Here is a 12758-nt window from a genome sequence, read left to right as displayed (position 1 = left end):
TCTGTCTTTATTGTCCGGTTAAGAGAATGCAGGAAAATCGATCAGTGACTGTGCCCGCGCCTGAGCGGGTTGAGAAATCAACGGCAGCCGTGCAGGCACTCCTGCGTCAGCTGCTGGAAATGTATGATGCTAAAACGCTGGCAAACCAGCTGGTGGCCCATGGCGAGAGCCACTGGAGCCCGGCGATACTCAAGCGGCTGCTGATAAGCGACAGGGCAGGGCACCGCCTGAGCGACGGTGAGTTCCGCTATCTGCAAAATTTGCTGCCGCGTCCTCCTGCTGCGCATCCAAATTATGCCTTTCGCTTTATCGATCTCTTTGCCGGTATCGGCGGCATTCGCCATGGCTTTGAAGCTATTGGCGGGCAGTGTGTATTCACCAGTGAATGGAACAAACATGCCGTCCGTACCTATAAAGCCAACTGGTATTGCGATCCCGACGCGCACCAGTTCAACGCGGATATTCGGGATGTCACGCTGAGCCACAAAACCGGCGTCAGCGATGAAGAGGCCGCCGAACACATTCGCAATACCATTCCGGCGCACGATGTGCTGCTGGCGGGCTTTCCGTGTCAGCCGTTCTCGCTGGCTGGCGTGTCGAAGAAGAACGCGCTGGGACGCGCACACGGCTTTGCCTGCGATACGCAGGGCACACTGTTCTTTGATGTTGCCCGGATCATTGATGCCCGCCGCCCGGCAATTTTTGTGCTGGAGAACGTCAAGAATTTAAAGAGTCATGACGGCGGCAAAACCTTCCGCATTATCATGCAAACGCTGGATGAACTGGGTTATGACGTGGCGGATGCAGAGGACATGGGGCCGGACGATCCGAAAATTATCGACGGCAAACACTTCCTGCCGCAGCACCGCGAACGCATCGTGCTGGTGGGCTTCCGCCGCGATCTCAATCTGAAAGGCGATTTTACGCTGCGTGATTTGCCCTCGCTGTATCCGGCGCGCCGCCCGACGGTGGCCGATCTGCTGGAGCCCGCCGTCGATGCGAAATTCATTCTGACCCCGGTGCTGTGGAAATACCTCTATCGCTATGCCAAAAAGCATCAGGCCAAAGGCAATGGCTTTGGGTTTGGCATGGTCAATCCGCTTAATCCTGACAGCGTGACGCGTACGCTGTCGGCGCGCTATTACAAAGATGGTGCGGAAATTCTTATCGATCGCGGCTGGGATAAGGCGCTGGGCGAAAAAGATTTTGACGATCCCCAGAACCAACAGCACCGACCGCGGCGCTTAACGCCGCGCGAGTGCGCCCGCTTAATGGGCTTTGAGACGCCGCAGGGCTACAGTTTTCGCATCCCGGTGTCGGATACCCAGGCCTATCGTCAGTTTGGCAACTCGGTGGTGGTGCCAGCCTTTGCCGCGGTAGCTAAACTGCTGGCCTCACGCATCAGCAAGGCCGTTCAGCTTCGTCAGAGCGAGGCCGTCAATGGCGGACGTTCACAATAAGGCCACGCGCAGTAAAAACATGCGTGCCATCGGCACGCGTGATACCGCGATTGAAAAACGGATCGCGGGCCTTCTGACCGCCGCCGGGTTTGAATTCAGGGTTCAGGATGCCACGCTTGCCGGGCGTCCTGATTTCGTCATCGACGCGTACCAGTGCATCATCTTTACCCACGGCTGTTTCTGGCATCATCACGACTGCTATCTGTTTAAAGTCCCGGCGACACGCACCGACTTCTGGCTGGAGAAGATTGACAGAAACGTCGAGCGTGATAAACGCGATGTTTCTCAGCTTTACGCTCAGGGCTGGCGGGTGCTGATTGTCTGGGAGTGCGCGCTGCGCGGAAGAATGAAGCTGAATGACGTGGAACTGACGGAGCGGCTGGAAGAGTGGATCTGCGGCGGCGGTCAGGCCGCGCAGATCGATACCCAGGGCATTCACCCGATCACGGTTTCTCCACCTCACACCTCGTGACAATCGGTTTCGCGGGCAGCAAATATTTACCCAGCGTGACCAGCACCACGGCAAAGACAATCACACCCAGCGCCAGCCATTCAATCGTCGACAGCACTTCGCCCGCAAAACCGGTACCCAGCAGCACGGCAACCACCGGGTTAACGTAGGCGTAGCTGGTGGCAACCGCCGGTGAGACGTTGCGAATCAGGTACATATAGGCGTTGATGGCGATAATGGAGCCAAACAGCGCCAGATACCCGACGGCCAGGAAACCTGAAAGGTCTGGCATCGCCGTCAGTTTTTCACCCGTCAACGCGGAGGCCATCAGCAGCACAATGCCCGCCGCGAGCATCTCAATCGCACCTGCCATCATCCCGGAGGGCAGCTCGATGCGTGAACCGTAGACCGAGCCGAAGGCCCAGCTCATGGAGCCGATCATGATCAGAACGGCAGCCCAGGGGTTCCCGCTCAGGTTACCGCCGCTGTTCAGCAGGATGATACCCACAAGCCCAATCGCGATGCCCAGCCATTCGAGCTTACGGGTGCGGATCCCGAAGAGGCGACTAAAGCAGAGCGTAAACAGCGGCACGGTTGCGACGACCACTGCGGCGATGCCCGACGGCACGTTCTGGTGTTCGGCGACGGTTACCGCGCCATTGCCCACCGCCAGCAGCAGCAGGCCAATCAGGGCGGCGTTAAGCAGGGGACGCCGCGGCGGTAGTCTGTGGCCGCGCAGCAATAAAAACGCCATCAGCAGCACGCCGGCCGTAAGGAAACGAATACCGGCCATCATCAGCGGGGGCCAGCTTTCCACGCCTACACGAATGACAAAATAGGTGGACCCCCAGATGATATACAGGGAAAAGAGTGCTCCAATGAGCGGTAATAAATGCCGGAAACGCATAGTCCCTCACGACGAAATAAAAAGTTCGCTCATAGTTAACGCCAAAACTATCAGCCTGGCGAGTGCTTTAATTGTGTTGTTGATGTGAAATTTTTGTTGACGCGAGGTGCCAGTTTCCGGGCGGTGAGTTTTGTTCCATACTATTCACTTAATTAGCAAAAAAAGAAGGAAAGAGATTTTGGCAGGAAGTAGCTTATTAACATTACTGGACGACATCGCCACCTTGCTGGATGACATTTCGGTTATGGGAAAACTGGCGGCGAAAAAGACCGCCGGGGTACTGGGAGATGATTTGTCGCTTAACGCGCAGCAGGTCAGCGGCGTGCGGGCGAACCGTGAGTTGCCGGTGGTGTGGGGCGTTGCGAAAGGGTCCTTTATTAACAAGGTGATCCTCGTTCCGCTGGCGCTGCTGATTAGCGCCTTTATACCCTGGGCCATTACGCCCCTGCTGATGATTGGCGGGGCGTTCCTGTGCTTCGAGGGTGCCGAAAAAGTGTTGCATATGTTCGCTGCACGCAAAGAGAAAGACACCCCGGAAATGCGCCAGCAGCGTCTGGAAGCGCTGGCCGCACAGGATCCAAAAACGTTTGAACGCGATAAGGTCAAAGGCGCGATCCGCACGGACTTTATCCTCTCGGCCGAGATAGTGGCGATTACGCTGGGGATCGTCTCAGATGCCCCTCTGATGAACCAGGTGCTGATCCTGTCCGGCATTGCGATCCTCGTGACGATAGGGGTTTATGGCCTGGTCGGGCTGATCGTCAAGCTGGACGATATCGGCTTCTGGCTGGAAAAAAAATCCAGCGCAATTGCGCGCGGCATTGGGAAAAGCCTGCTGGTGCTGGCGCCGTGGCTGATGAAAACCTTGTCGGTGGTGGGAACCCTGGCGATGTTCCTGGTCGGTGGCGGAATTATCGTGCACGGTGTTGCTTCGCTGCATCACATGATTGAACATTTTGCGTCAGGCCAGGGAGCGGTAGTTGCTGCAATTCTGCCCACACTGCTTAACCTCGTACTGGGCTTTATCGTCGGTCTGATTGTGGTAGCCGTTGTTAAGCTGGTTGAAAAAGTACGCGGGAAATCGCATTAATTATTGCTGACCCCGGATGCAAAAAGACCATTCCTCGTCTAAATTGAAAACGTTTCACCCTGATACAGGAGGCAGGTATGGTCTTTTTTATCAGTGATGAAGTTAAGCCCAAAAATGGTGGTCCAGGTATGATCGTCACCGGGTATTCCAGCGGAATGGTGGAGTGTCGGTGGCATGATGGATACGGCATTAAGCGGGAGGCTTTTCGCGAAGACGAGCTTCAGCCTGCTAATAAAAGGCAAAAACGCGACAAGGCTTAATCACACAACGCCCGGCCTTGCCGGGCGTTTTTACTGGCAGAAGACTTATCATATCGGATGGTGAGCGACAATCAGGGAGTGTGTGTGCAGCACGATACCTTTGTTGTAAAACAATCTTTTTTGCAGTGGCTGCATAAGCGCAGCAATCCCCGTTTGATTGTTAACTTCTGTTTTATCGTTGTCCTGATCTTTTCCACCCTCCTGACCTGGCGCGAAGTTGTGGTACTGGAAGATGCTTATATCTCCAGCCAGCGTAACCATCTGGAAACGGTTGCCAGTGCGCTGGACAGACAGCTTCAGTTCAGCGTCGATAAGATATTGTTTTTTCGCCACAGCATGCGTGATGCGCTGGAAACGCCGCTGGCGATTGGCGTGCTGCATGATGCGGTAAAGCGTTTTGTGCATTTGCGCACGTCCCCCAGCTGGCAAATTGCGGTTGATAAACAGCGCACGTTACCGATCAACGGTGTTTCGGATGCCTTCGTTGAAAAGACGATCCTTCTGAACCGTGATGATGAGTACCTTGATAATGAACTGTCCGCCGCGCTTGAAGTGGGGTATCTGCTGCGTCTGGCATCCAGCCCTTCCCGCAACGAAGAGCGCGTGATTTATGTCTCTCGCGCCGGATTCTTTCTGGAAACGGATACGCCGGGAAATTCCAGCGATATCGTGCAGCGCTATTACCATCTGGTCACTCAGCCCTGGTTTACCCAACAGTCCGAGCGTGAAAACCGTGCGCGTGCCGTGCGCTGGTTTATCTCGCCGCCTTCCACCTTTGTCGGCAAAAAGCCGCTGATCACCGCCAGCGTGCCGGTTTATTACAATCACGTCTGGTATGGCGTGGTGGCGATGGATTTCACCTTTGCCACCCTGCGTCGCCTGCTGGTGGAAGCCGTGGGCGATAACCCGGAAGGGGAATACCAGCTGTATGACAGTCGGCTTACTCAGCTTGCAACGTCTGAATCACCGGCTGCGGACGTTAATCATTTTGACGCGCGCGAATTAGCGCAGATAGCGCACGCGATAGAATCGGATTCCGAAGGCGGCATTCGCCTGGGGAGTCGTTTTGTCAGCTGGGAGCGTCTCGACCATTTTGATGGCATCGTCCTGCGCGTGCACACCCTGGATGAAGGTGTGCGCGGTGATTTCGGCAGCATCAGCATTGTGCTGGCATTGCTTTGGGCGCTGTTCACCGCGATGCTGCTTATCTCATGGCTGGTGATCCGGCGCATGGTCAGTAATATGTATTCGATGCAGAACTCGCTGCAATGGCAGGCCTGGCACGACCCTCTGACCCGGCTGAATAATCGTGGGTCGCTGTTCGAGCAGGCGAAAATGCTGGCGAAGCAGTGTGAACAGCAGTCGCTGCCTTTCTCGGTCATTCAGATCGATCTTGATTGCTTCAAGAGCATCAATGATCGGTTCGGGCATCAGGCGGGTGATAAGGTGTTGTCCCATGCCGCGGGTCTGATTGCCAGCACCCTCCGGACTAAAGATATTGCCGGACGCGTCGGGGGCGAAGAGTTCTGTGTGGTGCTGCCGGGCATGACGCTTGAAGAGGCGGCGGAAGTCGCAGAGCAGATCCGCGAGCGTATCGACAGCAAAGAGATCCTGATTAAGAAAAGTACCACCCTGCGCGTAAGTGCGTCGTTTGGCGTCTCTGGCGCGCAGGAGAAGGGCAATTATCACTTCGAAAATCTGCAATCCACCGCCGATGCGCGTCTGTATGAGGCGAAACAGCGCGGGCGTAACCGGGTCATCTGGCAGGATCACGTCAAAAAGTAATCAAGCCCCTCGCACCAGCCGGTCGGCCCGGTGTGCTGAGTGTGATAAACCCGGGCGGGATCGTTGTTCTTAAGGCTGACGCCCTCCCGGTTGAAGCCTTTCACCACGACGGCAAAGCCTACGCTGTCCAGCAGCGGGGCATCATTCGGGCCGTCGCCCAGGCCCAGCGTCGTCGGTTCGGAACCCTCGTGCAGGCGATACTGGTCCACAAGCCAGTGAACCGCCACGTCTTTGCCGCAGCAGGTGTCCAGGATATGCCAGAAGCGTGCTCCCTGGACAATCTTCAGCCCCTGCCGGGCGAGTTCGGCGGCAAAGCGTTCCATTTGTTCATCACTGTCACGCCAGATCAGCGTCACGGAAGCCTCGTGTTTACGCGCAAGCACTGAGCGGGGACGACTCAGCCCAGTCCATTCGGCGACCACGCGCTCATCCACGTCATCGAAGGTGGTGATTTTAAGATGCATCTCCTGGCGTACCCGGGCAATACACTGCCGGATATCGTCATGCTTCTTTTCTGAGATGAACCGTGCGGCGTTTTCCCACCGTACGTCAGGCTGGATCACCGCGCCGTTTTCCGCAATATAGGGCAACCCGCCAAGCCCCAGCTCCTGCTGGATGTCATCCATCTCGGACGCGGTTTTGCTGCTGCACAGAATGACCGGTACCTGTTCATCCATTAACTTTTCCAGCCAGGGGGCCGCAGGCTGCCAGTCGAGTGTGTGAAAATCCAACAGCGTGCCGTCGAGGTCGGTAAAAACAAGCAGAGTCTCCTCAAACGAAGGCATAACGTCTCCCGGGTGATGATTTCACCTAAGATAAATCTTAAAAAAACAGGCATTGACGCGCCGTTGAAGTGGAAACGATCCCGACAAACCCACAGGCGGCGCATGTTTATACTCATAACCAAAATTCACATGTATAAAATATAATATTCGCTAAGAGAATATATGCTTGTAAGACTATTCCGTTGGGGATAATGTCTTACCTGCATCAGATTTCCTGGTGTAACGAATTTACAAGTGCTTCTTGCATAAGCAAGTTTGATCCCGGTCATCCCCATGACCGGGATTTTTTTCGCCTTAGCGGTTCGTCTCCGAGACGCTAAAGTCATGGATATCCAGCTCGAATGCTTCAGCCAGTTCACGGTAGGTATGGTAATCCCTACCATTGACCACGACACGGTCGGAATTATCCTCCGCACGATGAACTTCGGACTCACTGATTTCATTGATGGCGGCAAGCAGGGCATCGACATCCACTTCAACCTCACGCTTAATGGTGTCGCTGTACTCTTTGTCGGTCTTCATGGCGGGTTCCTCATTTAATCGTCTCAACAGTTAAGTATAGACCGCACACAAAAACGCCATTCGCGCCAGGTGGCGATGCCAGGCAATGCAATTTGTTCTACACTGGCTCAAAACCACAGGAGGAATGTATGAAGGTCAACGATCGGGTAACCGTCAAAACGGACGGTGGGCCGCGCCGCCCGGGCGTGGTGCTGGCTATAGAAGAGTTTAATGAAGGCACAATGTATCTGGTGTCGCTGGAAGATTACCCGCTCGGCATCTGGTTCTTCAACGAACTGGGGCACCCGGATGGGATCTTTGTGGAAACGGCGGAATAGGGCGGCGTCGGGGGCGTCTTCTCCCCGGCTCCGGCTACTGAAAAGCAAAATCTCTGGCCAGGCCAGAGATCAAGGTAGGGTATAACATGGCCGTGCAAATTAGCGCATATTAACGAAAATCCCATTCGTCACATTATCTGTCAGGCGTACGACATGGTATATGACTTGCTTATTATGCGTTTTAATTTTCCTTTTAATATTTCCTTTGTGTGACGATACTGTTTTTGCCTTGATATTCATCTGGTCTGAGATCTGAATTGTCCCTTGTCCAGCCATCCACATTCTTAGCATACTTGATTCAGTTCTGCTTAATGATAGGGTGGGTAAGTTAACCGCCCCTACATTCTTAACTTCTTTATTCAAATAATCGCCCAGGATGTCATCAAGCGACTCTGGTTTAATCGATTTCGAACTGATTAATAAGTTTTTACGCACCAACAAATACTCATCGAAATGAATATTGGCGATCGCCATAAAAACAATAAACAGGGTCTTAGGATGCTGATTAATGATCTGCTTAATGTGCTGACTGTTAGCGGGGTCGTGAATGAAACAGTCCTCATTAATAAACACCACGCCGGGCTTGTGGGCGTCACAAGCGGCTGCGAGTTCTTCAACGGTGTGTGCATCGTTGATGTCTCTCTTTCTTACCCCTCTGCTTGCTAAGTACCCGGTTAACCCTAGCCGGGTGTAGCTGCATAAATCCATAATGATCGTTGACATGGCATACCCTCACTCAATGCGTAACGATAATTCACCACCTGCCTGAGAGCTCATAAACAGCCATACGGGATGGAAAAAATCTAATAAAACCTGTGAGCATGACAAAGACTTTCAGGCGAACTCACTATCCCGTAAAGTTACGTATAATTTGCCAGGAATCATCTTAAAGTAAAGTAAATATTAAGTATTGTGAGGTGGTTAGAAACATTTAAACCGCGTCAGATATATCCTGGTAGATGTTTTTCGAGATTATTTTTAGGAATATCCTCAGAAAGACATTGCAAACACTGCGGGTTATTATTTGCGTGGAAGTTCGCTGACAATATCCGCTAACAGATTGAATATCTCGCTGAATAAATGCTCGCAGAAGGGGGCTATAAGTGGCATCAATAATGACATTAATAAAAGGCCAACCGTCAACGTCACCGGAAAGCCGATGACGAATACCGACAGCTGCGGAGCCATTCGGTTGAGTAAACCTAATGCGAGGTTAACGGTGAGCAGCAGGGTAATGATCGGCAGCGCCAGCATCAGCCCGTTGAGGAAGATCAGCCCGGCAGCCCGCACCAGCGCCAGAAACGCGTTGCTGTTTACCGGGTTGTCGCCAATCGGCAGCGTGTGGAAGGTGTCCACCAGCATCGAGATGAGCCACAGGTGGCCGTTGAACGAGAGAAACAACAGCATCGCCAGCAGGTCGATAATACGCGCCAGCACGGGCATATTCAGGTGGCTGCCCGGGTCAACGAACGTCGCGAAAGACAGGCCCATCTGCAAACCGATAAGTTCACCCGCCGTTCGTACCGCGGCGAAGGCGAGCTGCATCGTAAACCCGACCGCCACGCCAATCATCACCTGTTGCAGGGCAATCCAGATCGCATTCGGGGAAAAGATCGGGATATCCACCGCTGGCAGGGTAGGGGCAACGATAATCGTGATAACGATGCCCAGCCCAATTTTGACGCGTTTAGGCACCGACTTTTCACTGAGTATGGGGGCGGTGGAGATCAGCGCCATGATGCGCAGCATCGGCCAGAAATAGATCCCGAGCCACTGAACAAACTGATCGCTGGTGAAATGCAGCATCGTCCGTCAGCCGATGATGTAAGGCAGATTGGTGAACAGGTTGCGCATATAGTCCAGCAGCAAATTGAGCATCCATGGCCCGGCAACGATAATCGCCACGAAGACGGCAATGATCTTCGGGATGAACGACAGGGTCATTTCGTTAATCTGCGTGGCGGCCTGGAGAATACTGATAATCAGACCGGTGACCAGCGCAACCAGCAGCAGGGGCGCGGCGACGGCAATCGCGACTTTCATCGCCTCCGTGCCCATCATCATGACCGACTCAGGCGTCATTGCGCGCTCCTCAACTGTAGAAACTCTGCGCCAGCGAGCTGACCAGCAGCTGCCAACCGTCGACCAGCACGAACAGCATGATCTTAAAGGGCAGGGCAATGGTTGCGGGTGGGACCATCATCATCCCGAGCGCCATCAGGACGCTGGCGATCACCAGGTCAATAATCAGGAACGGAATGAAAATGGTGAAGCCAATCTGGAACGCCGTTTTGAGCTCACTGGTCACATACGCCGGGAGCAGAATGCGCATCGGCACCGCTTCCGGCCCCTGTAACTCACCCGTGTTAGCGAGACGGGCAAACAGGGCCAGATCCGCTTCGCGCGTCTGGCGAAGCATAAATTCACGTAATGGCTGCGCGCCCTTTTCCAGGGCAACCTGCATGGAAATTTTATCTTCGCTGAACGGCTGGTAGGCCTCGGTGTAAATCTTGTCGATAACCGGCGACATAATGAAAAAGGTCAGGAACAGGGCTAAACCCAGCAGCACCTGATTGGGCGGCGCGGACGGCGTGCCGAGCGCGTTGCGCAGCAGGCCAAACACAATGATGATGCGGGTGAAGCTGGTCATCATTAGCAGGATCGCCGGGATAAAGGTCAGCGAGGTGATGAATACCAGCGTCTGCACGGACAGGGACCAGCTTTGTCCACCGTTCGCCAGCGGCGTGGAAACCAGCCCCGGCAGTTGCGCATACACAGAGGGCGCGAACAGGCCCAGGCCTGTCAGCGTAAGGAATAACAAACGGCGCATCAGGATCTCCCGGGACGCTTGAGCAAACTCTTCATTACGGACTGGAAATCCGCAGGGGCCTGGGCGTTAGCCTCCACCGTGACAGGCGCAGGGGGGAGCGTGTGAAGGACGTTAATGCTGGAGGCGGTCACGCCCAGCACCAGTCGTGCATCTTCCACCTCCACAATGACCACGCGCTCGCGCGGTCCTAGCGGTGTGCTGGCGCTGACCTTCAACCCGCGGGTACCGGCCGTTTTCCCCGCCAGACCGAAACGCTTTGCCAGCCAGGCGGCGATAAGGATAAAGGCAATAATACCGAACAGCGCGCCGCTCACCTGGAGCAGCGGTGAGCCGGGTACGGCGGCGGGCGCGGACAGTGTTGCCTGGGTTTTCATACTTAACGACTCAGACGACGCATGCGTTCGGAAGGGGTAATGATGTCGGTGATACGTACGCCGTATTTATCGGCCACCACCACTACTTCGCCCTGTGCAATCAGGTAGCCGTTGATCAGAATATCCAGCGGCTCACCCGCTAAACCGTCAAGCGCCACCACGGAACCCTGCGTCAGGCGCAGCAGCTCTTTAATGGTCATGCGGGTGCGACCCAGCTCAACGGTCAGCTTGACCGGAATGTCCATAATCAGGTCGATGTCCTGCAACGTGCCGCTGACGTCGCCGCCGCCTAACTGCTGAAAGACCGCGTCTGCCGCGCTTTTCGTCGGCGTCGTTTTCTGCTCGTTTAACGCGTCAGCCCACAGATCGTCCAGTGCTCCGCTGTTTTCATCGGACGGATTGTTCATGTCACTCATTTGGGCTGTTCCTCATTCAGCGAATTCAAAATCGGGTTGATCAAGTGCTCAACGCGTAACGCATACTGGCCGTTAATCGTGCCGTACTGGCTTGTCAGCACGGGTACGCCATCCACATGGGCAATAATGCGGTCGGGTTTATCTATCGGCAAAACGTCGCCGGGTTGTAATTTCAGGATCTGCGATAACCGCATGGAGATGTCGGCGAAGTTGGCCACCAGCTCCAGCTGCGAATGCTGCACCTGACGCACCAGGTTTTCACGCCAGTTCTGATCTTCGTGACGTGAGTTCTCCAGCGGCGGGTTCACCAGCAGTTCGCGCAGCGGTTCAATCATGCTGAACGGCAGGCAGATGTTGAACTCGCCCGTCAGGTTGCCGATCTCGACGTGGAACGGGGTGTTCACGACGATGTCATTCGGGGAGGTGGTGATGTTGGTAAACTTCACCTGCATCTCGGAACGCACGTACTCGACTTCCAGCGGGTTAATCGCTTTCCACGCGTCGCTGTAGGATTCCAGCGCAAGCTTCAGCATGCGGTTAATCACACGCTGTTCGGTATGGGTAAACTCGCGGCCTTCCACTTTGGTCGGGAAACGGCCATCGCCACCGAACAGGTTATCCACCGCGATGAACACCAGGCTTGGCGAGAACACAACCAGACCGGTACCGCGCAGCGGTTTCAGATGGATCAGGTTAAGGTTGGTTGGCACCGGCAGGTTGCGGGCAAACTCATGATACGGCTGAATGCGGATCGCACCGACGGTGATATCCGGGCTACGACGCAGCAGGTTAAACAACCCCATACGGAACTGACGTGCGAAACGTTCGTTGATGATCTCCAGCGCCTGTAAACGCTCGCGCACCACGCGACGCTGGGTATTGGGATCGTAGGGACGAATATTATCATCGCCGGTCAGACCCGGCTTCGGTTCGTCACTTTTATCGCTGTCGCCGTTGAGCAGCGCATCGATTTCTGCCTGAGAAAGAATACTGTCGCCCATGTCGTTACCGCAGAATGAAGGCTGTATACAGAACGTCAGTGACTTCCTGCTTAGGTTGGCCGTTTACCAGCGGGGTCGCCAGCGTCTGTTTAATGGCATCGACCAGCTTTTGCTTGCCCACATCGGTGGCGAGCGCGGAGGCATCCTGACGAGAAAACAGCAGCAGCAGACGGCTACGCACTTCTGGCAGGTAGTCGTTCAGGCGTGCACGGGTCGCTTCATCTTTCAGACGCAGCGTAATACCCACGTAAAGCACGCGATCCGCATCGCCCAGGTTCACGGTGAACGTATCCAGCGGGTAGAAGACCGGCGCCGGTGGAGGCGGCGCTTCAGCTTTGGCGGCCGCGCTGGAGGGTTCCTGCTGCATACGCCAGTAACTGTAGCCTGCGGTGGCGCAGGCCGCGAGGGTAATCAACACCAGCAGCGGGATCCAGATGGAACGCTTGCTTTTTTTGGTGATAGCGGAGTCTGTCATCTGATACGAGCTTCCTGTTTCGGTACAGCTTAATACGGTGATTATCCCGTGTCCGGCTTAGGTCAAAGCGTGGAAAAGACGGGGA

At 54.8% G+C, this 12758-nt stretch carries 16 protein-coding genes and 1 pseudogene; 6 read left to right on the top strand and 11 right to left on the bottom strand.

Features of this window, described 5'->3' with window-relative positions:
• Positions 1-26 precede the first annotated feature (26 nt).
• Positions 27-1460 carry a DNA cytosine methyltransferase gene (locus ACQG1Y_RS14455; protein ID WP_094058366.1) on the top strand — a complete coding sequence of 478 codons (1434 nt, stop codon included), beginning with the start codon at positions 27-29 and terminating at the stop codon, positions 1458-1460.
• Positions 1441-1932: a very short patch repair endonuclease gene (locus tag ACQG1Y_RS14450; RefSeq protein ID WP_049013070.1), complete on the top strand. Its 492-nt coding sequence runs from the start codon at positions 1441-1443 to the stop codon at positions 1930-1932. The genes ACQG1Y_RS14455 and ACQG1Y_RS14450 overlap by 20 nt, the downstream gene beginning before the upstream one ends.
• Here the strand turns inward: ACQG1Y_RS14450 and yedA are convergent.
• Positions 1904-2818: a drug/metabolite exporter YedA gene (gene yedA / locus ACQG1Y_RS14445; RefSeq protein WP_017693141.1), complete on the bottom strand. Its 915-nt coding sequence runs from the start codon at positions 2816-2818 to the stop codon at positions 1904-1906. The two genes, ACQG1Y_RS14450 and yedA, sit on opposite strands and share 29 nt — an antisense overlap.
• A 178-nt stretch (positions 2819-2996) precedes the next feature.
• On the opposite strand from yedA, the gene ACQG1Y_RS14440 reads away from it, so the two are divergent.
• From ACQG1Y_RS14440 to dgcQ, 3 genes are all read left to right on the top strand, one after another.
• Positions 2997-3908, top strand: coding sequence for a DUF808 domain-containing protein (locus ACQG1Y_RS14440; protein WP_017383336.1), 912 nt, complete (start codon positions 2997-2999; stop codon positions 3906-3908).
• A gap of 77 nt (positions 3909-3985) precedes the next feature.
• Positions 3986-4168: a YodC family protein gene (locus tag ACQG1Y_RS14435; RefSeq protein WP_332944330.1), complete on the top strand. Its 183-nt coding sequence runs from the start codon at positions 3986-3988 to the stop codon at positions 4166-4168.
• A gap of 84 nt (positions 4169-4252) precedes the next feature.
• Complete coding sequence (gene dgcQ, locus ACQG1Y_RS14430) at positions 4253-5953, top strand: cellulose biosynthesis regulator diguanylate cyclase DgcQ (protein ID WP_368740573.1); 1701 nt, start codon at positions 4253-4255, stop codon at positions 5951-5953.
• Here dgcQ and ACQG1Y_RS14425 read toward each other — a convergent pair.
• Together ACQG1Y_RS14425 and yodD are read right to left on the bottom strand one after the other, a co-directional pair.
• Positions 5938-6738: a mannosyl-3-phosphoglycerate phosphatase-related protein gene (locus ACQG1Y_RS14425; RefSeq protein ID WP_160176876.1), complete on the bottom strand. Its 801-nt coding sequence runs from the start codon at positions 6736-6738 to the stop codon at positions 5938-5940. The two genes, dgcQ and ACQG1Y_RS14425, sit on opposite strands and share 16 nt — an antisense overlap.
• Positions 6739-7032: 294 nt before the next feature.
• On the bottom strand, positions 7033-7260 hold the full coding sequence (gene yodD / locus ACQG1Y_RS14420) for a YodD family peroxide/acid resistance protein (RefSeq protein WP_017383339.1): 228 nt from the start codon (positions 7258-7260) through the stop codon (positions 7033-7035).
• A gap of 128 nt (positions 7261-7388) precedes the next feature.
• Between yodD and dsrB the strand changes: the two genes are divergently transcribed.
• Positions 7389-7577, top strand: a complete 189-nt coding sequence (gene dsrB / locus ACQG1Y_RS14415; protein WP_003859583.1) for a protein DsrB — start codon at positions 7389-7391, stop codon at positions 7575-7577.
• A 99-nt stretch (positions 7578-7676) separates the two neighbouring features.
• On the opposite strand, the gene rcsA is transcribed toward dsrB, so the two are convergent.
• From rcsA to fliL, 8 genes and pseudogenes are all read right to left on the bottom strand, one after another.
• Positions 7677-8300: a transcriptional regulator RcsA gene (gene rcsA, locus ACQG1Y_RS14410; protein ID WP_017383340.1), complete on the bottom strand. Its 624-nt coding sequence runs from the start codon at positions 8298-8300 to the stop codon at positions 7677-7679.
• 290 nt (positions 8301-8590) lie between these two features.
• Positions 8591-9383: pseudogene (fliR, locus tag ACQG1Y_RS14405) on the bottom strand (flagellar biosynthetic protein FliR); the annotation flags it as partial.
• 6 nt (positions 9384-9389) lie between these two features.
• Positions 9390-9659, bottom strand: coding sequence for a flagellar biosynthesis protein FliQ (gene fliQ, locus ACQG1Y_RS14400; RefSeq protein WP_003859587.1), 270 nt, complete (start codon positions 9657-9659; stop codon positions 9390-9392).
• 10 nt (positions 9660-9669) lie between these two features.
• Positions 9670-10407 (bottom strand): flagellar type III secretion system pore protein FliP, encoded by a 738-nt coding sequence (fliP, locus tag ACQG1Y_RS14395; protein WP_015572437.1) that lies wholly within the window; start codon positions 10405-10407, stop codon positions 9670-9672.
• Entirely contained in the window at positions 10407-10781 is a 375-nt protein-coding gene (gene fliO / locus ACQG1Y_RS14390; protein WP_368740572.1) for a flagellar biosynthetic protein FliO, read from the bottom strand. Before fliO ends, fliP begins: the two co-directional genes overlap by 1 nt.
• 2 nt (positions 10782-10783) lie before the next feature.
• Complete coding sequence (fliN, locus tag ACQG1Y_RS14385) at positions 10784-11197, bottom strand: flagellar motor switch protein FliN (protein ID WP_003859592.1); 414 nt, start codon at positions 11195-11197, stop codon at positions 10784-10786.
• A complete protein-coding gene (fliM, locus tag ACQG1Y_RS14380; RefSeq protein ID WP_003859594.1) occupies positions 11194-12198 on the bottom strand; it encodes a flagellar motor switch protein FliM in 1005 nt (334 codons plus the stop codon). The genes fliN and fliM overlap by 4 nt, the downstream gene beginning before the upstream one ends.
• Positions 12199-12202: 4 nt before the next feature.
• On the bottom strand, positions 12203-12673 hold the full coding sequence (gene fliL / locus ACQG1Y_RS14375) for a flagellar basal body-associated protein FliL (protein ID WP_003859598.1): 471 nt from the start codon (positions 12671-12673) through the stop codon (positions 12203-12205).
• Positions 12674-12758 lie beyond the last annotated feature (85 nt).

The organism is Enterobacter cloacae complex sp. 397G4, from assembly GCF_050031515.1.
GTDB classification, from domain to species: Bacteria; Pseudomonadota; Gammaproteobacteria; order Enterobacterales; family Enterobacteriaceae; genus Enterobacter; species Enterobacter hormaechei_C.
The sequence above is the reverse complement of the archived record's forward strand: the minus strand, read 5'-3'. Positions and strand labels throughout refer to the sequence as shown.

Coding starts and splice junctions, on each gene's coding strand:
- fliQ (WP_003859587.1), bottom strand. CDS start 9,659: ATGACGCCTGAGTCGGTCATGATGATGGGCACGGAGGCGATGAAAGTC.
- yedA (WP_017693141.1), bottom strand. CDS start 2,818: ATGCGTTTCCGGCATTTATTACCGCTCATTGGAGCACTCTTTTCCCTG.
- fliM (WP_003859594.1), bottom strand. CDS start 12,198: ATGGGCGACAGTATTCTTTCTCAGGCAGAAATCGATGCGCTGCTCAAC.
- fliP (WP_015572437.1), bottom strand. CDS start 10,407: ATGCGCCGTTTGTTATTCCTTACGCTGACAGGCCTGGGCCTGTTCGCG.
- fliL (WP_003859598.1), bottom strand. CDS start 12,673: ATGACAGACTCCGCTATCACCAAAAAAAGCAAGCGTTCCATCTGGATC.
- dsrB (WP_003859583.1), top strand. CDS start 7,389: ATGAAGGTCAACGATCGGGTAACCGTCAAAACGGACGGTGGGCCGCGC.
- ACQG1Y_RS14450 (WP_049013070.1), top strand. CDS start 1,441: ATGGCGGACGTTCACAATAAGGCCACGCGCAGTAAAAACATGCGTGCC.
- fliN (WP_003859592.1), bottom strand. CDS start 11,197: ATGAGTGACATGAACAATCCGTCCGATGAAAACAGCGGAGCACTGGAC.
- yodD (WP_017383339.1), bottom strand. CDS start 7,260: ATGAAGACCGACAAAGAGTACAGCGACACCATTAAGCGTGAGGTTGAA.
- fliO (WP_368740572.1), bottom strand. CDS start 10,781: ATGAAAACCCAGGCAACACTGTCCGCGCCCGCCGCCGTACCCGGCTCA.
- ACQG1Y_RS14435 (WP_332944330.1), top strand. CDS start 3,986: ATGGTCTTTTTTATCAGTGATGAAGTTAAGCCCAAAAATGGTGGTCCA.
- rcsA (WP_017383340.1), bottom strand. CDS start 8,300: ATGTCAACGATCATTATGGATTTATGCAGCTACACCCGGCTAGGGTTA.
- ACQG1Y_RS14455 (WP_094058366.1), top strand. CDS start 27: ATGCAGGAAAATCGATCAGTGACTGTGCCCGCGCCTGAGCGGGTTGAG.
- ACQG1Y_RS14425 (WP_160176876.1), bottom strand. CDS start 6,738: ATGCCTTCGTTTGAGGAGACTCTGCTTGTTTTTACCGACCTCGACGGC.